Origin of the sequence: Paenibacillus sp. FSL R7-0312, assembly GCF_038004445.1 — a bacterium.
Taxonomy (GTDB): Bacteria; Bacillota; Bacilli; order Paenibacillales; family Paenibacillaceae; genus Paenibacillus_AQ.
This window is the reverse complement of sequence record NZ_JBBORE010000001.1, coordinates 2838700-2862294: the sequence shown is the minus strand read 5'-3', so window position 1 is coordinate 2862294 and position 23595 is coordinate 2838700. Positions and strand designations below refer to the sequence as shown.

16 protein-coding genes are annotated in these 23595 nt (G+C 51.9%); 5 read left to right on the top strand and 11 right to left on the bottom strand.

Annotation, left to right across the window (positions count from 1 at the left end):
- Positions 1-160: 160 nt before the first annotated feature.
- The 10 genes from MKX70_RS12585 to MKX70_RS12540 all read right to left on the bottom strand — a co-directional run bounded on the left by MKX70_RS12585 (position 161) and on the right by MKX70_RS12540 (position 10542).
- Positions 161-427 (bottom strand): hypothetical protein, encoded by a 267-nt coding sequence (locus MKX70_RS12585; RefSeq protein WP_042238919.1) that lies wholly within the window; start codon positions 425-427, stop codon positions 161-163.
- A gap of 139 nt (positions 428-566) precedes the next feature.
- Positions 567-950 (bottom strand): DUF3139 domain-containing protein, encoded by a 384-nt coding sequence (locus tag MKX70_RS12580; RefSeq protein ID WP_081956659.1) that lies wholly within the window; start codon positions 948-950, stop codon positions 567-569.
- A 95-nt stretch (positions 951-1045) separates the two neighbouring features.
- Positions 1046-1825 carry an SDR family NAD(P)-dependent oxidoreductase gene (locus MKX70_RS12575; RefSeq protein WP_340783148.1) on the bottom strand — a complete coding sequence of 260 codons (780 nt, stop codon included), beginning with the start codon at positions 1823-1825 and terminating at the stop codon, positions 1046-1048.
- Between the two features lie 188 nt (positions 1826-2013).
- Positions 2014-2793 carry a tetratricopeptide repeat protein gene (locus tag MKX70_RS12570; RefSeq protein ID WP_340783146.1) on the bottom strand — a complete coding sequence of 260 codons (780 nt, stop codon included), beginning with the start codon at positions 2791-2793 and terminating at the stop codon, positions 2014-2016.
- 195 nt (positions 2794-2988) lie between these two features.
- Positions 2989-4179, bottom strand: a complete 1191-nt coding sequence (locus tag MKX70_RS12565; protein WP_340783145.1) for a hypothetical protein — start codon at positions 4177-4179, stop codon at positions 2989-2991.
- Positions 4180-5000: 821 nt separating this feature from the next.
- The gene (locus MKX70_RS12560; protein WP_340840126.1) at positions 5001-5891 is read right to left on the bottom strand and encodes a sugar phosphate isomerase/epimerase family protein; all 891 of its coding nucleotides are present in this window, start codon (positions 5889-5891) and stop codon (positions 5001-5003) included.
- A 43-nt stretch (positions 5892-5934) separates the two neighbouring features.
- Positions 5935-6957, bottom strand: a complete 1023-nt coding sequence (locus MKX70_RS12555; protein WP_042238927.1) for a LacI family DNA-binding transcriptional regulator — start codon at positions 6955-6957, stop codon at positions 5935-5937.
- Between the two features lie 64 nt (positions 6958-7021).
- Positions 7022-8596, bottom strand: a complete 1575-nt coding sequence (locus MKX70_RS12550) for a DUF3502 domain-containing protein (RefSeq protein WP_340783139.1) — start codon at positions 8594-8596, stop codon at positions 7022-7024.
- A gap of 79 nt (positions 8597-8675) precedes the next feature.
- Positions 8676-9563, bottom strand: coding sequence for a carbohydrate ABC transporter permease (locus tag MKX70_RS12545; RefSeq protein ID WP_042243324.1), 888 nt, complete (start codon positions 9561-9563; stop codon positions 8676-8678).
- 43 nt (positions 9564-9606) lie between these two features.
- Positions 9607-10542 carry an ABC transporter permease gene (locus tag MKX70_RS12540; RefSeq protein WP_231637716.1) on the bottom strand — a complete coding sequence of 312 codons (936 nt, stop codon included), beginning with the start codon at positions 10540-10542 and terminating at the stop codon, positions 9607-9609.
- 429 nt (positions 10543-10971) lie between these two features.
- On the opposite strand from MKX70_RS12540, the gene MKX70_RS12535 reads away from it, so the two are divergent.
- Together MKX70_RS12535 and bglX are read left to right on the top strand one after the other, a co-directional pair.
- Complete coding sequence (locus tag MKX70_RS12535) at positions 10972-14322, top strand: GH36-type glycosyl hydrolase domain-containing protein (protein WP_340840125.1); 3351 nt, start codon at positions 10972-10974, stop codon at positions 14320-14322.
- A 46-nt stretch (positions 14323-14368) separates the two neighbouring features.
- Positions 14369-16534 carry a beta-glucosidase BglX gene (gene bglX / locus MKX70_RS12530; protein WP_340840124.1) on the top strand — a complete coding sequence of 722 codons (2166 nt, stop codon included), beginning with the start codon at positions 14369-14371 and terminating at the stop codon, positions 16532-16534.
- Positions 16535-16745: 211 nt separating this feature from the next.
- Here the strand turns inward: bglX and MKX70_RS12525 are convergent, their stop codons facing one another.
- Positions 16746-17516: a DeoR/GlpR family DNA-binding transcription regulator gene (locus MKX70_RS12525; protein WP_340840123.1), complete on the bottom strand. Its 771-nt coding sequence runs from the start codon at positions 17514-17516 to the stop codon at positions 16746-16748.
- A 918-nt stretch (positions 17517-18434) separates the two neighbouring features.
- On the opposite strand from MKX70_RS12525, the gene MKX70_RS12520 reads away from it, so the two are divergent.
- The 3 genes from MKX70_RS12520 to MKX70_RS12510 are packed head-to-tail and all read left to right on the top strand — an operon-like array spanning position 18435 to position 23588.
- A complete protein-coding gene (locus tag MKX70_RS12520; protein WP_340840122.1) occupies positions 18435-19403 on the top strand; it encodes a metallophosphoesterase family protein in 969 nt (322 codons plus the stop codon).
- A gap of 26 nt (positions 19404-19429) precedes the next feature.
- Entirely contained in the window at positions 19430-20323 is an 894-nt protein-coding gene (locus MKX70_RS12515; RefSeq protein WP_042238937.1) for a DMT family transporter, read from the top strand.
- A 40-nt stretch (positions 20324-20363) separates the two neighbouring features.
- Positions 20364-23588, top strand: a complete 3225-nt coding sequence (locus MKX70_RS12510) for an ATP-binding protein (RefSeq protein ID WP_340840121.1) — start codon at positions 20364-20366, stop codon at positions 23586-23588.
- Positions 23589-23595 lie beyond the last annotated feature (7 nt).

Sequence of the window (23595 nt, the reverse complement as noted above, 5' to 3'; positions counted from 1 at the left end):
GTGATTTTGAGGTTTCTATTTTTGTGCTTCTCTCTATCTAATGCTAAAGATGCGGGATGACTATTCAACTGAGCCCCATTAATCCATAGAAAATAACACCCGCAGCAGGAGATCTATCGCATCTCCATTCTGCGGGTGTTATCGTATATCTTGCTTATAGCTAGTAGCTGCGGCTGTCCTGAACATGAATATAATTAACGCCTTGCGCAGTCAGTTTAGAGCCGCTTATATTTGCGACTCGGACCGCCTTCTTGCCTTTACCGCTGAGGGAGAAACTGATATTACTCGCCAGCTTGTTCTCTGCGATCTGCTCCAATGCGCTGTGAAAGCCCCCGATTGTCACTCCCTCCAGGTTCTCCAGCACCGGTTCTTTGCCCTCTTCAATCGTCTTGAGAATCTGATAGATCAACGACTTGCTTCCGTCCATCTTCCATTCGCCTCCCGGGTCTATTGTGAGCGTTTACATTTCTTTCAGCCGCGTACACAAAGTGAATACTTTTGTATATGTATGTCTTATTCGACAATGTATACCCATTCCCTCTTATTGGAAAAGCGAAAAAGGTTGTTCAATAGAATGTTTCGTCCATATGTTTGCCGTACAGGCTGGAGGTTCCGACAAGTCTGAATTCCCCATTTACTTTGGCATACGTATAGTTCACATCTGGCTCATCTTTGAACAGTACGTCCGCATCATAGTCGCCCGATTTGAAGCTGTAACCTCCCCGGATTTCCTGAATATTGGCAACCGGGTACAATCTTGTATGAACCAGATATTTTTTCACTTCACTAGCCATCTGACTTTTTTTATGAGGAAATCCGGTAAGCGATATATATATCCCTCCGGCCAATATAGTCATTACCACTAACACAATAATTGAAGTCCTGTTTTTAAACCCCAAAGGAGAGCCTCCGTTCCACACTGGAATTTCAAATATGCGATAGAATAACATATTTTTACATCCACTTTCATTTTAGCATAATGGCTCTTGTGAGGCTAACATCAAAAAAAAGCACCGGTTAAGGTGCTTCTCACATTACAACGCGCTTATGCGTTCTGCTGGTAAACCGGTGCACCCAGGGGAGAGCTGCCCGCTCCGCCGTCTACAGCGATATCGGCACCTTGGATATACGAGGAATCATCCGAGGCCAGGAACAGCGCCACCTTGGCAATCTCTTCCGGATCACCCGCACGGCCCAGCGGAATCGAACGCGACATGCCTGCCTCCACCTGGCTCCAGTTATCCATCGCGGATTGTCCCCAGATAGGTGTGCGCGTCACGCCAGGGGCAATGTTGTTAACCCGGATGCCCAGCGGGGAGAGCTCCGAAGCCAGCACTTTGGTCATGCTGCTGACCGCCCCTTTACTGGCGGCATATGCAGAGTTGCCGGGTCTGCCAGCCTTAGCCAGCACGGAGCCGGTCAGAATGACTGATGCACCGGCCTTCAGATGAGGCAGTGCGGCCTGAACAGTGAAGAAGACACCGGTCACATTAATCTTGAGCACTTCCTCGAAAGTCGCCAAGTCTGTGCTGCCGAGCGGTGTTGAAGCCGCTATGCCTGCATTGGCATAGACAACATCCAATCTGCCGAAGGCCTCAATCGCTGCGTTCACAGCCGACACAGCGCTCTGCGGATCTGTCGCATCCGCCTGAACCGCAATGGCATGCTCCGCACCCAGTTCTTCTACCGCCGCCTGCAAAGATCCCGGATTGCGGCCGGTAATAACGACTTTGGCACCTTCAGCAACAAACAGTTTGGCGGCAGACAACCCGATTCCGCTATTCCCTCCTGTAATCAAAGCAACCTTACCCTCAAGCTTTCCCATTCTGAACACTCCTTAAGTTATAAGTTTATTTGTTGTTACTGTGTAATCAAGCTTCTGGCTGATGTTTTGAGACCGAACGTTCTATTATTATCAAAAAAATTTATCCGTCTCACATTTGCAATCTTAGCATATTGAGAACGAACGGTAAAGTATTATTTTTACCGGTCGTTCTCAATAATTCCCCTTGGTTAACTCTCTCTATGAATTTGCCTGGCCACTGAGACTTCCAGCTTCTCAATAAAGCGCAAAGCCTGATTGTTGCCGGGTTCAAGCTCCCGCAGTTTACGGGCTATCCTTAATGCCGTCTCGTAGTCTTTCAGTTTAGCATGGCAATAGATGATGCTGGTCATGCACTCCGTTTCATCCGGCTGAATTTTGGCCGCCAGCCCGAATGCATCCAGCGCCGCCTTAAATTCACGCATTTCAAGAAGAACAAGACCTTTATTACGCACAGCATCATAACAGGACGGATCCAGTTCATAGGCTCTCTCAAACTCCTTGAGGGCTGACTTAGAATCAGACACCCTTGCGTAACACATTCCCAGGTTCAGATGGGCTTCAGACTGCGCTTCATTGAGCTTCAAGGATTGCTCATAACATTGCCGCGCCTGTGCATAGTCCTCCATCTCATAATAATAGGTACCCATATAATAAAGAGCATCCTCACTGGCCGGATTCATTCTCAGAGCTGTCTCATAGTAACGGAAGGCTTTGTCCAGCTCCCCCAGTCTGAAATACACCCGGCCGAGATTAAACACAGGTCTTTCCCACTCCGGACTCTTCTGCTGAAGACGTTCAAAACAGGAAACCGCCGCCCGATACTCTCCCAGTGACAAGTGGCAGCAACCCATATAATTCAGACAGTCACCGGAATGCCCTAACTCCCACTCCTCCGTGAACAGCGCAAGCGCGCGAACGAAATCCCCGCTGGCATACGCTTCTTCACCCTGATCGTAAAGACTATCCACTTCCATACCCCCTCCCCTGTATCCAGCCCCTCTATATAGCCAGCCGTGCAATAAAGAACAGATAGCCCGCGATCCACAGCAACGCAGCAATAATAATTAAGGCCCTATGTACCCCACCCAGCTGGCCGGTTTCCAGTTAAAAAACGGGTCCGCCCCTCGCCAGGACGACACCCGTTCCTTCATTTATTAGAAACCTTACCGCCCCGTAGTCTCAAAGGAAAACTTGGACGTCCAGGTGGCACCTGCATCCTTCGTCACATAAAGTGCCGAGCTGTTCAGGTCTCTCACCGCTAGCCAGCCTTGATTATGATCGGTGAAGGAGATCGTCCCTTCGAAACCGTGAACCGTCATCCGGTTACTCCAGGCCTGCCCGTTATTCTTGGTGACCCCGATCCCCACTTGTTCCGCTGCAGGCTGGAATCCCACCAGGAAAGCGGTTGTTGTACCGATCACCACCAGATTGCCGGGGCTGCCCGAAGCCGGCCCCTTCTTCACCTTGGCCGCACCGCTTCCCGGAGCCGGACCGCCTCCGGCCGTCTCTTGAGCAATCACCCGGGTCCAGCTGCCGCCGGAGTTAGCGCTGCCGTAGAGCGAATACGAAGTCTGCGACATTCCGTAACCGCCGTACAGTACGGCATACACCTGACTGCCGTTCGCATAGACTTGTCCGTATGAGGGTTCTGCGTAGGAAGATTTCAGCATCAGCTTCCAGTTCGTTCCGCCGTCTGCCGTCCGCATCACCCGGTACCCGCTGCCCGGTACAACGACCACGGCCCATCCGCTGCTCAGGCTGGTGAAATAAGCTCCGCGTGTATTCGCTGGTGTCTTAATCAGGCTCCAGCTCTCTCCGCCGTCATTCGTATAATAGGTGGACGCACGGTTGTAGCCGAATCCCTTGCTGCTGTCCAGGAACTCTACCCTTTCAAAGGTCACGGCTTTATTCGACAGCCTTGTCCAGGTAGAGCCTCCATCCGTGGTCCGGATCAGATATTTAGCCTGACCGTCATTGACCGCGGCAAGCGCCCAGCCATGAACATTATCAGGGAAGTCGATCTGCTGAAAGCTCCACTGCCCTTCATAAATCTTCTGGAAATGGCATCCGCTGTCCGAGGTTCCAATCAGGAATCCGTTCCCGGCTGCCCGCCCTGTATCAGCACTCAGAAACTCTACATCAGAGAAGCTAAGCGGGATCGCATCTGCTCCGCTGTGTGCTGCCTGCAATTCCTGAAGCAGTCCATGATCTCCCGTGCCGCAGGACGAAGCCGGGGTTGGTGCCGGTGCCGCTGCCTGCACCGGAGAAGCCGAGGTCCCCCAGCCCAGTAGAGTAATTAGACTAGCGGTAAGGAGAGTTAATGTGATCTTCTGCAATCTGGTTGTCCCATTCATTGGTGACACCTCCTAGAATATATATACCCTGTATGCGGACTGCTACTTCGCGCTATGTAATTGCTTGTCCGCCACTTTTATGAGTATATTAAGCGTAGAACTCCTGACAATTCAATGTAATATAATAAATGGTACAAAACTGTAACCAATTGAACTGTTACGTTATTCCTCTATGGTTTAAATAATAAGTACAGAAGCTTTCTAACATACAGCAACTAGTAGCAACTAAGGGAAGTGAACGAGTATGATAAAAAAGGACATTCAACATGCGCTCCTCTCCAATCTGTGCCAACGCGTTCACTTGATCAGCGGAGAAACTTACACCGGAGTATGTAAAATAGATCACTCATCAGACGCACTGCACATCGCAACGAACAAAGGCACCTTCACTGTTCCTTACTGGACAATCAAGCGTTTCGTTTAAGGACCAGCTTCCGGGAACTGTCATCATAATAAAGGATCTGCCTCTGTTTCCTTCGCCGGACACACTTTTGGTTTTGGCGGATGAATCAGGGGTATTTACGCTTCTGATTGCCGCGCCGGACTCATTATGAGCCGAATCCGATGTCCATGTTCCCTCCGTACGCCGAAATTTCTGACGGTTGGGCAGCTTGAAGTCCTGTATTGTTGTATTTTCTGCAAGATTCCTGGCGGTGACCTATACTCCCCTCCTTCCCTCGTCATTCCCGCCTCACTCCCGCGCTGGCGTGTCCTGCTCCCGGCCAGCCCGCTTTCACTCCCCTACAGGGGGAGTAGTTCCAAATACAACAAAGACCCCATCCTCCACATGCGTGGATAACGAGGTCTTGTTGTCGTCAAAGTCAAATCACCGGATTCGGCACAAAGCTGCCTCCGCGGCAATTCTTCAAATAATTCAGGGCATGCACCTGGCCGGTCATCTCCAGCTCATCACGGTAGACCGGATCATGCCAGCCTTCGATGTCGATCGTGCCCTTGTAGCCGCCCTGGCGGAGAATAGTGATAATATCCGTCCAGTTGGTATCGCCGAAGCCTGGCGTGCGGTCCCATACATAAGGCTTCGGACCATGAATCCCGTATTCCTTAACGATATCCCAGGCAATTGTGGCATCCTTGCCGTGCACATGGAATACCTTATCCACCCATTTGCGCAGCTGCGGAACCGGATCAATCAGCGCGGTCAACTGGTGGGCAGGCTCCCATTCCAGTCCCAGATTGTCCGCATTTACTGCATTGAACATCTTCTCCCAAGCTGTAGGGTTATGCGCGATATTCCAGTCGCCCTTCTGCCAGCTGCCGCCCATCGCACAGTTCTCAAAAGCAATCCGCAGACCCTTGTCCGCGGCCCGCTTCGACAATCCTCCGAATACCTCTGCGAATCTAGGAAGAGACTCGTCAATCGAGGAGCCCGGCAGCCGCCCGGTAAATCCGCCTATAATGTCCGTGCCGAACAAGTGGGCATGTTCAATCAACTGCTCCCAGCCGGCAAGGGTATCCCCACTCTCGGGGTTGCCGCCAAGCGGATTACCATAGATCCCGACAGCAGAGATCACGAAGTGATGCTTAAGCGCCAGCTCCTGAATCCGGGCCGCTGTCTCCGCCAGATCGGTATCACCAATCGTCTGCCAGAAATTCAGTTGGAAGGATTCGAAGCCATGCTTCACCATCTGCGGAATGACCTGGACGGCTTCACCGCCCCGGACCAAAGTGCCTATTCTCAAAGATTCTTGCATCCTGGATATCAACTCCAATACGTTTATAGTCAGCGCCCTGCTGTTATCGGCTCTTGATCATTTTGCAAGAGCCCCGTTTGAGCAATACCGCATCATAGACAATATGCTGATGGTTCGTGCGATTCGAAATAAGGTCAAATAATACCCCTACACTGGATAGAGCCATTTCCGTACCCGGCTGGCTGATCGTATCCAGCGCAGGATGATAATATTCTGCCATCTCAATGCCGTCAAAGCCGATAATCGAAATATCATCAGGGATGGACAAGCCGGCGGTAAGCACAGCCTTGGCCGCACCGATGGCAATGGTATCGGAAGCAGCAAATATTGCGGTCACCGCTCTGTCCCGGTTAAGCAGTCTGCGTGCAGCGTTGAAGCCCGAGCTCGGACTGTATTCACAATCCTCTACAAGTCCGGCATTGTAAGGCAGATTATTTTCTTCTAATGCCAGCTTATATCCCAGAAGCCGCCGGCTGCCCGTAGTTTCATCCAATAAAGGTGATTTGGCCAGGAAGCCAATGTTCTTGTGTCCAAGTGAGATTAAATAACTGGTCGCCTTATAGGCCTCTTTCGATTCATTGATGGTTACGCTGGAGAATATGGCCGGGTCCACTTCCTGGGATGTAGTAATCGTCGTCAGTACAAACGGAACCGTCAGCTGCTTAAACTTCTCTTCGGAATGATTATACGTACCGCCCATGAAAATAATCCCGCTTAAGTTCTTCTCCTTCACCAATTGAATCGCCGCATTGATCTCATCGGTTCCATCCTCTACCTGATGGATGAGAAACGGATAGCCGCGCAGATTGACCTGCCGTTCAATTTCCTTGATCATGATGGCGAAGAACGGATTGGTAATTCCCTTGACCATGAGTGCAATGTTCTTGGATTGCGTGGTTTTTAAATTCCGTGCGTTGGAATTCGGAATATAATTGTATTCCTTCACGACACTCAGAACCTTCTCGCGGGTCGCATCACTCACCAGTCCCTTATTATTAATAACCCTGGATACAGTCGAGATGCCGACTCCGGATATCCGCGCGATATCCTTAATATTAACGTCCACACTACTCCCCCATTTATAGGTAAGGGAGCTATAGACTATAGCTCCCAGGTACCTCTACATTCCTTTAGTTGACGGGTACAAATTCTGCCAATTGTTTCTCTACTTCGGCAATGACCTTGTCAATTCCTGCTTTTGTCAGCTGGTCACGGTATTCTGCAACGGCTGCTTTTGGATCTTTGCTTGTTTTACCCAGCATCAGCTGAATACCGAGCTGTGCATTGACGTTCGAGATCGAAGCAATTTCAGTTGTTACATTCGAAGGATCGAAGCTGAAGCCGTTGTAAGGATCATCGATTGCTTCTTTATCCCATTCAGCAAACAGGTCTTTACGGATCGGGTTCTCAGTATCACTCGGAATCACGAACTTGTCGTTTCTGAGGGACCAGGCCGAGAAGCCTCCGCCATCTGTTTTTTCATTGAAGCCTTCCGGCTGCTTCTTCACGCCATCTTCAATGACGTAGTGCTTGCCTTCGATACCGTATTGCATCAGGTTGTAGTAGCTTTCATCGGTCATGAATTTCTCAATTACCATCAGAGAGCGCTCCGGATTAGAGGAATTCGCGCTGATTACTGTCGAGTTGTCTACACCCATTTTACGCTTGATTTTCTTATTCGCTTCAGCAAAAGTATAGAAGCTTGTAGGAGAGTCAGGCAGTGCCTTGATATCTCCGCCGTACTGCCCGATCCAGTCCTGGGCATGAGTCAGATAACCCGCAGAGTTCGCTGCTCTGAAGTTGTCCTTGCTGCCGAGGGAAGCGGACAGAACGTCTTTGCCCCAATAGCCCTTGTCGCCCCACTCACGCATTTTCACAGCCCAATCCTCGAATTCCTGGGTGAAGGCTGGATGCAATACGGTCTTGTAATCCTCCGGGCTCTTGGTGACCAGATTCAATTCATTCAACGAGATACCAGGTGCGTTCAGCCACATGTCTGTAGTATCTACGAGCATTCTGTACATGTTCTGTGCATCCTCAGCCTTACCGTTAATTGGCGGGAAGGATTCGTTGGCAACCACATTATCCATGTATTTAACCATATCATCGATTGTCTTAATTTCGGTCATGCCGTATTTCTTCAGCAGATCCGTACGGTATGCATAACCGGCAGGCGTGTATTCACTGAACAGACTCGGTACGCCGTAGATTTTGCCATTGACCTTGGTGTTCTGCCAGGAGGCTTCAGGAATCTCCGCCTTCAGCTTAGGCGCCACCTTGTCCAGCATGTCGGTAATGTCAGTCAGCGCCCCTTCAGTAGCCAGGGTGTAGTAAGACACAGCGGCACCCGGAGAAGCATGCGACAGATCGAACGATTCGCCGGAAGCGAACAGCAGAGGATACTTGGTAGCTACGTCCGGCCAGTCAATATACTTGATTTCAAGTGTAGTATTCAGATCAGCCTTAAGCTTCTTATTGATCTCAGCCAGAATTTCTTTATTGGTAACTCCTTCACTGCCCCACAGGTAGTACACCAGCTTTGCTTCCTTAGAGGTGTCTACTCCTCCAGCATTGGTGGAAGTGGATGGAGTGTTCGACGAACCTGAATTATTTCCATTTGCATTATTGCTTGACGAACAAGCGGATAGCACTCCAGTAAGCATGAGGACAGCAGCTAGAGAAGAAGCAATCTTTTTACCTTTCATTCGGTAAGCCTCCCTTTTCTTTTCTATATTATGGATATTGCATCTATAACAAACACCCTTCTATTGAAGCAGGCGTCCATTAACCTTTAACAGCACCGACGGTAAGACCGGTTACGAAGTAACGCTGAATGAATGGATACAGGAGAATGATCGGGCCTGTGGCCAGTACGGCTGTAGCCATTTTAATGGATTGGGTAGGCAGATCGGCTGTATTAATGACCGCTCCCGAGTTGATGAGACTGCCCATATTCGCCTGGTTGATCATGCGCTGCAGGAAGTACTGGAGCGGGAACTTGGTCGGAGAGTCCATGTACAGCATCCCGTTGTACCACTCATTCCAGAAGCCCAGCGCCGAGAACAGCCCGATAGTCGCCAGTGAAGGAACCGCCAGCGGCATGAAGATCCGCCAGTAGATGCGGAAATCGCCCGCGCCGTCAATCGTGGCTGATTCATACAGGGAATCCGGGATCGCCTTCATGAAGTTACGCATCAGGAAGATCGACCACGCCCCTACCACAGCCGGCAGAATCATGGCGAACAGGTTGTCCTTCATATGCAGATGCTTGACCATCAGAATATAAGTCGGAATCAATCCTCCGCTGAACAAGGTTGTGAAATAGATCAGGAAGGAGAAGAAGTTACGGTATTTGAAATCCTTGCGGTTCAGGACAAATCCGGCCATGGACATCATGAACAGCCCGAGCACCGTACCTACGACTGTGATAAAAATCGTAACCTGATAAGCATCCACCAGCTTGGAGGAGTTACTGAGCAACAATTCGTAGGCCTTGAAGGAAACTTCATTCGGAATCAGCTTATATCCCTCGCGGACAATCTCCTGCTCATTCATGAAGGAGGAGGAGATCATCAGCGCAAAAGGAAACACACAGAACAGTGCAAAGATCGAGATGCAGATGTAACTGATCACTTTTATGAAAACACTGCCGGAATCCTGTTTGATTTTAATAGATGTACTTGCCATTTTCATCACCCCTGTTTCGTGTCATGTCTTAGAACAACGCGCTGTCCGGTTCAACCTTGCGTACAATAAAGTTAACCACAAGCACCAGGACCAGGCCGAATAAGGATTGGTAGAATCCTACTGCAGCACCCATCGAGAAGTTAAATTGTCCCACCAGGGAGCGGAAGACATACGTATCTATGATATCCGTCTGCGGATACAGCACGGAGTTTGTGCCAATGAGATTGTAGAACAGGTCGAAGGAGCCTTTGAGAATCCCGCCCATACCGAACAGCAGGAGCAGTATAAAGGTCGGCTTCAGAATAGGTAGGGTCATGTAGCGGATCCGCTGCCAGGTAGTAGCACCATCCATGTAGGCAGCCTCGTACAGATCATGGTTGATCCCTGTGATCGCAGCCAGATAGACAATCATACCGTAGCCGGTACCAGCCCAGATCTTGAAGGCCACAATAATGTATTTCCAGATGCCCGGATCATTATAGAACTCATAACGGTCCAGCCCTGCCCCCGAGATCATCGTATTGATGAATCCGGAGTTGAAGTTGAAGAGATTGTAAGCAAACACACCAACGATAACCATCGAAATGAAGTTTGGCAGGAGAATAACGGACTGGGAGATCTTCTTGAACCATTTTCCGGTAATCTCCGACAACATGATGGCAAACACAATCTGAATAATATTGCCTAAAGCAAGGAATACCAGATTGTAGAGCAGCGTATTCTTGGTGATATTCCAGAGTTCTCCGGTCTGCACCAGGAATTCAAAGTTCTTCAGACCGATGAAATCACTTCCAAAGATGCCTTTGTTGAGCTTGTAATCCACGAATGCAACATAAGCGCCGGGCATTACCGCATAGTGAAAGACCGCGAAATACACAATGACAGGCAGCAGCATGAGATACAGCACTTTGTTCTTAAATAGTTCCCGGACGATATTTCCGCCCGCATGTACAAATCTTGCCAATGAGCCCACCTCCAAATTGAACGATGCATTCTTACCGCATGCATATCTTTGTTTCACTTCTTGTCCCTGCAGCTGAATGACAACTGCGTGCATACCTTTAATATTTAACCGTATTGGACAGTATAGAAACGTTTCCATTATTTCTTTGTGTTTCCCCTTGCTCAGAGCATACTCCCAAGTTGTATACGCTGTCAAACATTTTTTATTTTCGAATTACAAGTAAAAAAATTACATTCTTCATCGCAAAGATGATAATTAGGTCGTTTTTTCGTAGATAATTGACTTTTTTTCGTCTTCAGACTAATATCGAGATGTATCACTTATGGAAACGTTTCTATTTATTCTTTACACGGACATGTCACCATCTAATGATGAATTCCCCCTAACCTAATTCATGTCCCAATCACGTACTGGAAAGAGAGGGTTATTATGATTTTCAAACAACAATCAAACATGATTACCTTAACCCGGGATGACCTTAGTTATACGTTCCTGCCAACAGGAGACATCTTCGAGTTCACCCATGAGTCTACTCTCATTAATCAGTTCCAAGGCAATCCTGTAGATGGTTCAGCTAATAATATCTATCTGCGCGTGCATACGGAGCAAGGAATCAGCAGCTATCCTTTACTCGGAATCCGCTCGGGCTCCAAGCTGTCCCATAGTCAAGACCAACTGATTTTTGAAGGTTCTATAGAAGCAATTAGCTACCGTGTCACCTTCGCGCCGGCCCGGGATGGAATCTGGTTCTGGCATATTCAGCTCTCCGGCAGCGGTGAGACCGTGGATGTGGTCTACGGACAGGATATCGGTGTCGCAGGCAAAGGCGGCGTGCTGGCCAATGAGCTGTACATGAGCCAATATCTAGATCACAGCATCTGGGAAGGCACGAACGGCTACGCCGTGTGCTCCCGCCAGAACCAGCCGCAGGGAATGGCCTTCCCTTATCTGCAGCAGGGTGTAGTGGGTACCCGTGCAGTAGGCTATTCTACTGACGGTATGCAGTTCTTCGGCGTGTCCTACAAAGGCAGCTATGTGCCCGAGGTGCTTAGCGGCAATCTGCAGAATAGCAATTATCAATACGAGCTGGCCTATACCGCGCTGCAGACAGAGCTTATGACGCTGTCCGCTCCAGCTGAATTCGCCTTCTACGGGCTCTTCCGCCCTACTCATCCGGCTGCTGTTACAGAGCTTGAGTTCCAAGCCGAGCTGCAGGCAGCTTACGATGAAATCGACTGGAGCGCGGGTGAGGCTGTGCCGAGCAGAGATGTGCCTGTGCTAAGTACTGATATTGGCGCACCTTATGTCTCTGCACAGTGGACCCAGGCTGAGATTGATGCGGCTTACCCTAACCGGAAGCTTGAAGAAATCGAGAACGGGGAACTGCTCTCCTTCTTCACGGATGAGCATGTCCATGTTGTACTGCAGCCCAAAGAGCTGTTGGTCGAGCGTCCGCACGGCCATATCATCACTACGCTGCTTGATAAAAGCCAAGTCGATAACAACCTAATTTCTTCCACTAACTATATGTACGGAATCTTCAACGGCCAGACGGTTGTCGGCAATACCTCTTTCCATAAACTGCTCTCCACACCACGCGGCCTGCTGAATATTCAGCGGAACAGCGGACAGCGGATCTATATCCGCCTGGATGGGGTCTACCGGATTCTTACGCTGCCGGCAGCTTACGAAATGGGCGTTAACTTTGCCAGATGGCATTACCAGGTTGATGATGATCTGCTCACGGTTACCGTCTTTGCGGCAGCAGCCCAGCCGGATGTTGCCCTGCAGGTTCAGTCTAAGCTCGGCAAATCCTATGATTATCTGATCACGAACCAGCTTGTTATGGGTGAGCATGAATTCCAGCATCCGGTGAGAGTTGAAGCCAGGGACGGTATTCTGCAGGTTCTTCCTGACGAAGCGTCCGTGCAGCAGCTTCCTTATCCGGGTCTGCATTTCGATATCCAGCTTCCGGGAACTGCCTATACGTACAGCGATGACCGGATGTTCTATACGGACAGACAGCCGCGCAACGGAACGCTGCTGACGATTTCCGTCACGCAGTCGGCAAGCTTCCAGCTTGTAATCCAAGGCCGGCTCACACAGGCCGACAGTCTTCCCCTGGTCTCTCCTTACACTCCGGAAACCGAGGAAGCGCTGTTTAAAGGCTTCTATGAAGCATTTACTTCGGGCTTCCACCTCCAGCTTGAAGGAGAAGAGCAGTCACGGATTGATATTCTGAACGAAACGGTATGGTGGTACACCCATAATGCGATGACCCATTTCATTATGCCGCATGGCCTTGAACAGCCGGGCGGAGCCGCATGGGGCACACGCGATGTATGCCAGGGACCGATGGAGTATTTCCTGATGACCCAGCATTATGAGCTGGCCAGAAATGTAATGCTGAAGATCTACTCCCATCAGCTGTGGGAGAGCAAGGAATGGCCGCAATGGTTCATGTTCGACCAGCATCCGGTACAAGCCCATGAATGGCATGGCGATGTCGTACTCTGGCCGCTGAAATGCATCAGCGATTATATTACGGCTACCGGAGACTATTCGATTCTTGAGGAACAGGTTGGCTATCATCACCTGGCAGATGCTCTGCCAAGCCAGCGGACTGAAACCGTGCTTGAGCATGTCAAAGCTGCTGTAGAGACGATCCGTGAACGCTTCGTACCGGGCACGTCCCTGATCAATTATGCCGGGGGCGACTGGGATGATACCCTGCAGCCTGCTGATGAAGCCTTGAAGACCAAGCTCGTGAGTGCCTGGACCGTCGCTTTGGCCTTCCAGGTCATCCGCAACCTGTCGCAGGTCACTACAGCCGATGCCGAATTCTCCGCCAGCCTTGCTGTAATGGCCGAAGAGATGAAGGAATCCTTCCGGACGCTGCTGATCAAGGATGGCGTCATCGCCGGCTTCGCCTACTTCCAGGAGGACGGCAGCATTGATTATATGCTTCACCCGCTGGATCAGCAGACCGGCATCCATTACCGCCTGCTGCCAATGACACGCAGCATTATTGCTGAGCTGGTGACCCCGGAACAGGCGATTGCCAATTTCCGCCTGATTGACGAGCATCTGAATCACCCGGATGGCGTCCGTCTGATGGATCGTCCCGCCCGCTATGAAGGCGGCGTAAGTACGATCTTCCGCCGTGCCGAGCAAGCCGCCAGTGTCGGCCGCGAGATCAGCCTGCAGTATGTGCATGCCCATATCCGCTATCTCGAAGCTTCCGCCAAGCTTGGCGAAGCTGACCGCGCCTGGGAAGGCCTGTTCCAGATCAATCCGATCAACATCCGGCAGAGCGTCCCGAATGCCCAGCTGCGCCAGAGCAATATGTACTTCAGCAGCTCGGACGGGAATTTCCCTGACCGTTACAGCTATCAGCAGAACTTCGATCAGCTGCGCGATGGCAGCGTAGAGGTTAAAGGCGGCTGGCGGCTGTATTCCAGCGGCCCCGGAATCTATCTCAATCAGCTCATCTCAGCTATTCTGGGTATCCGCTTCAGCGATGAAGAGCTGATCATTGATCCGGTGCTGCCCGCCAGCCTTGACGGACTGCGCTTCACTTATGAGTGCTTCGGCCGGCCGTTAACCTTTGTCTATCACATCGGCTCAGGCCCGGCCCGTACTCCGGAGCTGCATGCAGCAGGAGTTGCGGTTACCGGCCAGGTCCTGTCCAATCCGTACCGCCCGGGTGCCGTAAGCATTGCCAAGAACAACCTGCTTACGCTGCCCGGCAATGAACTGCATATCTATTTGGCACAATAATATATACAGACGATAACTTTCAGTACGCTTAACGAAGGAGTTAGCTATGACTAAACCGTTTATCCAAGATCTCGTGAACGATATGACACTAGACGAAAAGATGGCCCAGCTAACCCAGCTCGGTCCTTACTATTGGGGTCTGGATGATACCGTGGATTTAACGGGTCCATTCAAAGAATTGAATATCAAGCCGCAGGTAATGGAGAACATCGGAAGCGTTCTGAACGGCATTGGCGCACGGAATGTTATTGAGCTGCAGACCCGGCATCTGGAATCCAGCCGCCAGAAGATTCCCCTGCTCTTCATGGCGGATGTCATTCACGGCTACCGGACTATCCTGCCGATTCCGCTGGCGATGGGCAGCAGCTTCGACCTTGAAGCCATCGAACGCTTCGCTGAAATTGCAGCCAGAGAGAGCGCCGCTGCCGGTATTCATGTCACCTTCTCCCCCATGACTGACCTCGTGCGCGATCCGCGCTGGGGCCGGGTGATGGAGACCTCCGGTGAGGACCCTTACCTGAACGCCCGCGTGACCGAGAGCATGGTCCGGGGCTATCAGGGGACAGACCTGAAGGAGCCGGGGCGGATCGCAGCCTGCGTGAAGCATTTTGCCGGCTACGGCGCGCCTGAAGGCGGCCGTGAATACAACACGGTGGATATGTCCACCGGTGTACTCCGCGAATTCTATCTGCCAGCTTATAAAGCTGCAGTAGATGCCGGTGTCGCAATGGTCATGGCCGCGTTCAATACCATTGACCGTATTCCGGCCAGCGGCAACAGCAAGCTGCTCCGCGGTATTCTGCGGGAGGAATGGGGCTTCGGCGGCGTCACCATCGCCGACTTCAACTCTGTCAATGAGCTGGTGCCCCATGGCGCTGCGCAGGATGGCCGCGAAGCAGCCCACAAAAGCCTGGCCGCAGGCCTGGATATCGAGATGATGTCCACCCACTATCTGAACCACGGGGCCGCACTGGTTGAAGAAGGGCTGCTCGATATCAGTCTGATCGACGAAGCGGTCACCCGGGTACTGGAGCTGAAGGATGCCCTCGGGTTGTTCGACAACCCGTTCAAGGATGCCGATCCGGTGGCAGACGAAGCGGATAAGCCCAGCGCTGAGCATCTGCAGGCTGCACGGGAACTCGGTGCAAGCTCGGTAGTACTGCTGAAGAACGAGAATGAAGTGCTGCCGCTGAAGCGGGGAATGAAGCTCGGTCTGGCCGGTCCTTTCGCCACCTCCATACATGTACTGGGCGGCTGGGCCGGAACTGAGAAAGATCCGGCAGTCTCCCTCTACACCGGCATCACCGGCAAAATCCCGGCAGCAGATATTATTACTGCAATGACCGGCGAGCTGGGAAGCATGCTGGAGGGTGTCTTCGATGTGGAAGACCACGCTGAGGAAGCCTTCGAACAGCTGAAGGATTGCGATGTCATTCTTGCCGCTGTCGGCGAGAATCAGCAGGATACCGGGGAAGGCGGCAGCAAAGCCAGCCTGCGGCTGTCCGCGAACCAGGAGAAGCTGATCCGGCGTCTGAAGGATACCGGCAAGCCTGTTATCACTATCATATTCAGCGGCCGTCCGCTGGAGCTTGCCCCTGTACTTGATGCCAGCGACGCGCTTGTACAAGCCTGGTTCCTGGGCAGCGAGTCGGGGAATTCCATTGCAGATGTACTGTTCGGCGATTATAATCCGTCCGGACGCCTGTCCATGAGCTTCCCCTACTCTGTAGGACAGATTCCTGTGTATTATAATGCTTATCAGACGGGACGCCCTTATGATCCCCAGTATCCGAATGTACGTTACGTAACCCGGTATCTGGATATCCCGAATGATCCGCTGTTCTGCTTCGGCTATGGGCTGAGCTACTCCAGCTTTGCTTACAGCAGCTTCAACGTTGAAGCTGATGCTGATGTCCCGGTGCTCGCCTCCATTGAGGTAGAGAACACTTCGGAGGTTACAGGCAAGGAGACCGTCCAGCTCTATATCCGCGATGTTACAGCAAGTGTGGTCCGTCCGGTGAAGGAACTGAAGGGCTTCAAGCAGGTTACCCTCGCCGCGCATGAGAAGCAGGTTGTAACCTTCGAGATCACCCGCGAGATGCTGACATTCTACGGCCAGAACGATGAGCTTGTGTTCGAGCCTGGAGAGTTCGATATAATGATCGGCCGTAACTCCGGCGATCACGCTACGCAGCGGATCTGGATCGGCTGAGGTGCTGATTTGGGCTGTGTATAGCTGCATTGAGTTGCGTCTAGATGCATCAGATGCGTATGCTTCAGACAGGTGAGCACTGCTTCAGGCAGCTGCCTATAGCCAGCTAGCGGCACACCAGAAAGCGCCAATCTTCCTCACCTTAGGGTGTACGAGGATTGGCGCTTTTTTGATTTTTCTATGCGGCTTCTGTAAGTTATGCTCCTGTATGTTATGACCCTGTCAGCAGCTCTATATCCAGCCGGGCAAAGGTATCCTTCCATTCACTTGAGCAGCCGCTGTCGGTCAGGACCATGGAGATATGTTCCAGCGGAGCAATCTGGGCAAAGGTGGTCACTCCGAATTTGGAATGGTCCGCAACCAGAATCGATTCCTCGGCCCGTTCCATCATTTTACGGGAGATGAGCACTTCTTCAAGATGATAATCGGTAATTCCTTCCGAGAGTGACAGACCCCCGGCAGAGATAAAAGCCTTGTTCACCTTGAACTGGTCCAGCAGCTCATGAGCGGTGATGCCTACAGCCGCCTGATAAACGGCATTCACCTCGCCCCCGGCAAAAATAATCTTCCCCTGAAACTGTTCCAGCGCGCAGTTCAGGACCGGGACTGCGTTGGTAATGACCGTCACATGGGCGCGGTCTTTGAGCTGCCGCATAATCTCAAGCGTGGTCGTCCCGTTGTCGAGGATTACCGTCTCGCCATCCTGAATAAGCGAAGCCGCTAGCCTGCCAATGGCCTGCTTGTCCAACAGATTCATCTGGGAACGCTTCATGAAGGTGGGTTCATTATTCCCGGAACGAATCCGCACGGCCCCGCCGTACACCTTACGCAGACGCCCTTCCTTCTCCAGACGGTCGAGATCACGCCGGATTGTCTCTGTGGTTACAGCGAACCGCTCAGCCAAAAAATGCACCTGCACTTTCCCCTCCAGATCCAGCTGGGAGAGGATGGTATGCCTGCGTTCTTCATAGGTCAGGGACATGTATGATTCCTCCAGTTATAGTCTGCTCGTCAATGCAAATTGCATCATTTAATACAGGTGTCTATGTATATGTAATGTTGTTTTGAGTGTATTGATGTTGATTTCCTCAGTATATGGAGCCGAATTCCACTTGTCAATGCAGCTGTTTCTATCAAAAGATTGCTCTAGTGGACAAGTGTATCTCCTTACGCTTACGTACCACAACCTTAATTCCTTAATTCCTTAATTGTCTTGCTCCACCACCGCTCCCTTGTACTTAGCATCATTATCTTCTGTTCACACATATGCCTGCGGTTTGCGTGCGTATCGAAGCTGGCGAATAATTGAATAGTTGTATTTCGTACAATTAAACGTTAGCTAAAGCGTGAATTTATTGCGATAACTGTATTCTGTACAACTAAACATAGCGTATAGCAACCATTCAGGGAATGGCGGTCTATTTAATTGTATAGAGTGCAGTTAAAATGATCTGGCGCACCGTATCCGGCAACTTTAGTGGTACAAAATACAGTTAAAGCCTGCGGAGCGAGAAAACACTCTGCTTCAAGCAGGAGTAAGGTTTCGCACCGGTTGCAGTTCCAATTATAGTTCAAATGCACTTTCTGCAGCAGATAACCCCTAAATCCGCCGAAAAATAGAATCTATTGCACTCTGTACACTAGAATTTTGTAAAAGGAGTCTTTTAGGGTGAAATTGGAGGAATCAGTTGTATGAAATACAGCAGAATGAGATTTCATGCCGCTTTGAGCGAATTCTATTGCAGAAAGTGCAATCCATCCAATTATAGATTGACAGAAACGGATTATGATCCTAAAATCAACATGAAACAACATAAAGAAATATAAAACAACATGAATGCACTTGAATACCCAATGAACTACATTCATAACTTTATTCAGGCAGAGAGGGGATTTTCACATGAAGCACAATTTATCATTCCGCCAGGATGGAACCTTTACCATCGTACAGTTCACCGATCTTCACTGGATGGATGGAAGGGCTGAGGATCAGCGGACGCGGGAGCTTATGGAACGCGTGATGGAAGCGGAGCAGCCGGACCTCGTTATTTTCACAGGAGATCTGATCTATACTGGACCTGTCCCGGAAGGAGAACAGGCATGCGAGCAGCCCAAGCAGGCGTTCCGGGAGGCCGTGGCCGCTGTAGAGAAGAGCGGTACTCCCTGGGCCTTCGTCTTCGGCAATCATGATACCGAGCAAGGTGTCTCCTACAGTGAGCTGATGGACATTGCACTGGAGCATCCCCACTGCCTGGCTGAAGCAGGTCCGGCAGAGCTGGCCGGTTCTGGTAATTATACGCTTGAGATTGCGGGCACCGGCACCAGGGCGGGCGCCGTTCTCTATATGCTGGACACTGGTGCCTATTCCGGGCTTGCGCAGATTCCCGGCTATAACTGGGTCCGGCAGAGCCAGATCCGCTGGCTGACAGAGCAATCGGCCCGGCTGAATCCCCTGGCAGGTGAAGCCAAGCTGCCTGCGCTGGCATTCTTCCATATCCCGTTGCCGGAATATGCCGAGATGTGGTCCACGCAGACCTGCTACGGCCATAAATTCGAGCAGGTCTGTGCTCCGGTGCTTAATTCGGGACTCTTCACAGCTATGGTGGAAATGGGCGATGTGGCAGGTACTTTTTGCGGACATGATCATGTGAACGACTTCACCGGCAGCCTGCATGGCATCCGGCTCAGCTATGGCCGGGCCACCGGCTACAATACATACGGGCGGGAAGGCTTCATGCGGGGAGCGCGTGTCATCCGGCTGACTGAGGGCGATAAGCAGTTCGAGACTTGGCTCCGGCTTGAGGATGGCTCGGCTCTGCTGGAACAACCCTCCCATCCCCCTGTACCTGCCGCTGATTCAGAACACTAATGATTTCCTTGAGGGGTTGAAATTTAATGCTGCTGCCAATTCTTTTGGTTCTGGCTTCCGGGATGTGTCACGCGGTGTGGAGCATGTTCACCAAAAGAAGCCGGGACAAAAGCATCTTCCTGTGGTCGATCATGATGATCTCTACTATTCTGCTGCTCCCTATCCTAATAACCGAGCTGTGGACTCAACCGCTTGCAGCCGGAGCTTATGCCCTGCTGTTGCTGTCTGTGGCGCTGCAGGCCTTATATTCCTGGCTTTTATCCAGAACCTATGAGATGGGTGACTTATCACAGATATATCCGGTGATGCGGGGGACGAGCACGCTGCTTATCCCGCTGATCGGTGTTCTTTTTCTGGGCGAATCGCTGTCTGTCTATGGATGGGCCGGTATTGCCTTCATGCTCGGCGGATTCGCAGTGCTCAGCGGACTGGGCTCCAGAAGCTCAACCACATCCCTATCTGCATCCCTATCTGCTTCCGCATCCACCGCCTCCCGGAAGTCCGGGTATACACCGATTCTTATGGCGCTCTGCGTGGGACTCTGCACAACCTGCTATGTATTCGTCGATAAGCTGAATCTCCAGCACATGTCTCCGCTGGCGCTGCTTGAGGTCACCAATATCGGTTTTGTCGCCGGTCTGACTCCGGCGGTTCTGAAATCGCGCAAGCTGCTGGAGGAGTGGAAGAGCAACAAGTTCACCATCCTGCTGGGAAGTGTGCTGAATCCGGGCTCGTATCTGCTGTTCCTCTTCGCACTGCAGCAGGCGCCGCTCGCCCATATCAGCCCGTTGCGGGAAATTGGGACCATATTCGCTACGTTCCTGGGCATCCTCCTGCTCAAAGAACAGCAGGGCTTGCGGCGGATTCTGTGCTCTGTAGTCATCTTTGGAGGCATTCTGCTTGTCGGGGTATGGGGGTAGAGCAGGAACCCGCCATTTCCCGGCAGGATAACATCGAAACATGTCGAATAGAGAACGTATGATGAAGACTAACTTACCGAAGCAAACCATGATCAATACCACAAGCATATTGAATCTCAAGCACGCTCTGTTGCTGCTGTTATATCTGACCCTCCTGATTAGCATACGTTATCTGTGGTTCAACGCGTATGAGGCGCCTGAGCATCAGGAAGCGAAGCAGGGCGTCCTCGATATGAGGGGCTGGGACTTCGAGAACTCCCGGTCTGTGCGGCTGGATGGTGAATGGGAATTCTATCCCGGCCAGTTCCTCACCTATGAGAGCTTCGCGGGGCAGCCCCCGGCTGCGCAGCAGGTTGTGCAGGTTCCCGGCGACTGGAGCAGCGGCTTCCCTGAGGAGGGGCACTCCTCCTTCGGCTACGGTACTTACAGGCTACGTATACTGGTAGACCCGGGGCTGCAGGAGCCTTACGGCTTCTGGATTCAGCGTATCCAGGCGGCCTCCAGCATTGAGGTTAACGGGCAGACCGAAGGCAGCTTCGGGCAGCTGGCCGCAAACCGTCAGGACTATACACCTAAGGCAGTCTCCTACACAGCAGCCTATAATGCTTCAGGGCAGCAGGAGATCACGCTGCTGGTCCGTGCGGCCAATTACGACCACCCGATTGAAGGCGGGATTGTCCGATCTATCCGTTTCGGCTCCCAGGCAGCGGTGGATACGGAAAGGATGTATTCTATCGGCTTCCAGCTGGTCACTTTTGTGATCATGCTGCTGCATGCGATGTATGCGGGAATTCTATTCTTTTTCAATCGCCAAAAAGCGTTTCTGGTGTTCTGCCTGCTGCTGCTGGCGGTAGCCGCTTCTGTAGTGACCGATAACGATACCCTGCTGCTGCTCTGGCTGCCGATCAATTATACCTGGGCGCTGAAGCTCAAAATGCTGGCTTATCTTGCGGTCTCCCTGTTCATGCTGCTGCTGACCCGAAGCTTCTCCGCGCAGAAGCGGCCTGTCCGCTTACTCAGAGGGTACCTGCTTCTCCTGTCCCTCTATACCGTCTATATCCTGGTGATGCCTGCGCAGTACGCCCTGTATGCAAGGCCCTTCTTCACAGTGCTCTACCTGCTTCCGATCGCAGGCGTCGTATACTCCATTGGCCGCATGGTTGTCCGGCAGGAGCAGGACTCCGTATTTCTGCTGTTTGCTGCCTCAGCTATCGGCTCCAGTGTCATTGGCGGATCCTTCGAATCGAGAAGCCAAGCAAGTATTCTGTATTATCCGGTAGATGTCATCGCAGCCATCATCTGTTTCTCCGCATACTGGTTCAAGCGGTATTTCCGCAATGCAGAGGAGAACCGGCTGCTTAACCAGCAGCTGAAAGAAAGCGATCATCTGAAGGATCAGTTCCTGGCGAATACGGCACATGAACTCAGAACGCCGCTGCATGGCATCATCAGCATCGCCCAAACTGTAACAGCGAAGGAGAAATCCCTCCAGGATCATCAAAGCTACCAGGATCTGGAGCTGCTCATTACCATCAGCCGCCGGATGTCCCATATGCTGAATGATCTGCTCGATGTGACCCGTCTGCAGGAGAAGCGGATTGTATTACAGCGTGAACCGCTGGCCATCGGGCCGCTGGTAACCGGAATTCTGAATATGTTTGAATTCATGACAGACAGCAAACAGCTGCAGCTGCGTAACGAATTACCCGCTTCCCTGCCGCCCGTCTGGGGCGATGAGAAGCGGATTGTGCAGATTCTCTATAACCTGCTGCGCAATGCCATCAAATACACGCAGGCCGGAACAGTCACCGTCTCTGCCGGGATTACCGGCAAGACTGCAAGGATTAGCGTGTCCGATACCGGTATAGGGATCGACACGGAGACACAAGCGAGGATCTTCTCGCCTTATGAGCGAGGCAGTAAGGGCATCAATGACGGAGGCGGAATCGGGCTCGGCTTAAGCATCAGCAAGCAGCTGGCAGAGCTTCACGGCGGAGACCTTACTGTGGAATCCGAACCCGGGAAGGGGTCCGTGTTCACCTTCACAATCCCCCTTGCATCTGCTTCTGAGGTCCGGCATATGCCGGAAGAGGCGGCTGCTGCAAGGATGAATAGCAGCCTGAACATGGAAGACCTGCTGCTTGAACAGGGGGGACTGTTATTCCCGCAGCCTGATACCAGCGGTATCTCTGCAGCTGCATCACAGAAGATCCCTTCTCTCCCTCAGATGCAGCTGCAGGAGACCTCCATGACGGCCAAGACTCTAATTCTCGCCGTGGATGATGATCCGGTCAATCTCAAGGTACTCGCCAGCATACTCTCGGATGAACAGCATCAGCTGGTCACTGTCACCAGCGCCCAGGAAGCTCTGGATCTGCTGGGCACCGAACCCTGGGACCTGCTGATCGCCGATGTCATGATGCCCCACATGTCCGGCTACGAGCTAACGCGGATCGCCCGTCAGCGCTTCTCTGTCTCAGAGCTGCCGATCCTGCTGCTCACTGCCCGCAATCAGCCGGTGGATATCTATACGGGATTCTTATCCGGAGCCAATGATTATGTCGCGAAGCCTGTGGACGCCCTGGAGCTGAAATACCGGGTCCGCTCCCTGACCGGACTGAAGCAGTCCATTAATCAGAGCCTGCGGCTGGAGGCCGCTTACCTGCAGGCGCAAATTCAGCCGCACTTTCTATTCAACACGCTGAACGCACTGCTGGCCTTAAGTGAATTCGACCTCCCGAAGATGCGTGATCTCGGAGAGGCGTTCTCCTCCTATCTGCGAATCAGCTTCGACTATATGAACTCACAGCAGCGGGTCGGACTGTCCCATGAGCTGGAGCTGGTAGAGTCCTATCTGTTTATTGAGAAGGCCAGGTTTGACGAACGCCTGCAGATCGAATGGGAGGTCGAACCAGGGATTGAGCTGCTCCTCCCGCCGCTTACCCTCCAGCCGCTGGTCGAGAATGCGGTCAGACACGGCCTGCTGAGCCGGAAGGCCGGTGGGAGGCTGCATATCCGCATTCACCGCCGGCAGGGGTACACATCGTTTGAAGTAGAGGATAACGGCAAAGGGATGCCTGATGAGCAGGTTCGTCATCTGCTGGACGACAGCGGACTCGGCTTGCCTTCCCGCGGCATCGGACTGCTGAATACCAACTGGCGGCTGACACAGCTGTATGGCCAGGGACTGGTCATTCGCAGCCAGCTTGGAGCCGGCACCACCGTTTCTTTTGTAATTCCGGAGCGGGTGAATCTGAATTCTTAGAATTCAA

Coding starts and splice junctions, on each gene's coding strand:
- MKX70_RS12585 (WP_042238919.1), bottom strand. CDS start 427: ATGGACGGAAGCAAGTCGTTGATCTATCAGATTCTCAAGACGATTGAA.
- MKX70_RS12580 (WP_081956659.1), bottom strand. CDS start 950: ATGTTATTCTATCGCATATTTGAAATTCCAGTGTGGAACGGAGGCTCT.
- MKX70_RS12575 (WP_340783148.1), bottom strand. CDS start 1,825: ATGGGAAAGCTTGAGGGTAAGGTTGCTTTGATTACAGGAGGGAATAGC.
- MKX70_RS12565 (WP_340783145.1), bottom strand. CDS start 4,179: ATGAATGGGACAACCAGATTGCAGAAGATCACATTAACTCTCCTTACC.
- MKX70_RS12560 (WP_340840126.1), bottom strand. CDS start 5,891: ATGCAAGAATCTTTGAGAATAGGCACTTTGGTCCGGGGCGGTGAAGCC.
- MKX70_RS12550 (WP_340783139.1), bottom strand. CDS start 8,596: ATGAAAGGTAAAAAGATTGCTTCTTCTCTAGCTGCTGTCCTCATGCTT.
- MKX70_RS12535 (WP_340840125.1), top strand. CDS start 10,972: ATGATTTTCAAACAACAATCAAACATGATTACCTTAACCCGGGATGAC.
- bglX (WP_340840124.1), top strand. CDS start 14,369: ATGACTAAACCGTTTATCCAAGATCTCGTGAACGATATGACACTAGAC.
- MKX70_RS12525 (WP_340840123.1), bottom strand. CDS start 17,516: ATGTCCCTGACCTATGAAGAACGCAGGCATACCATCCTCTCCCAGCTG.
- MKX70_RS12520 (WP_340840122.1), top strand. CDS start 18,435: ATGAAGCACAATTTATCATTCCGCCAGGATGGAACCTTTACCATCGTA.
- MKX70_RS12515 (WP_042238937.1), top strand. CDS start 19,430: ATGCTGCTGCCAATTCTTTTGGTTCTGGCTTCCGGGATGTGTCACGCG.
- MKX70_RS12510 (WP_340840121.1), top strand. CDS start 20,364: ATGTCGAATAGAGAACGTATGATGAAGACTAACTTACCGAAGCAAACC.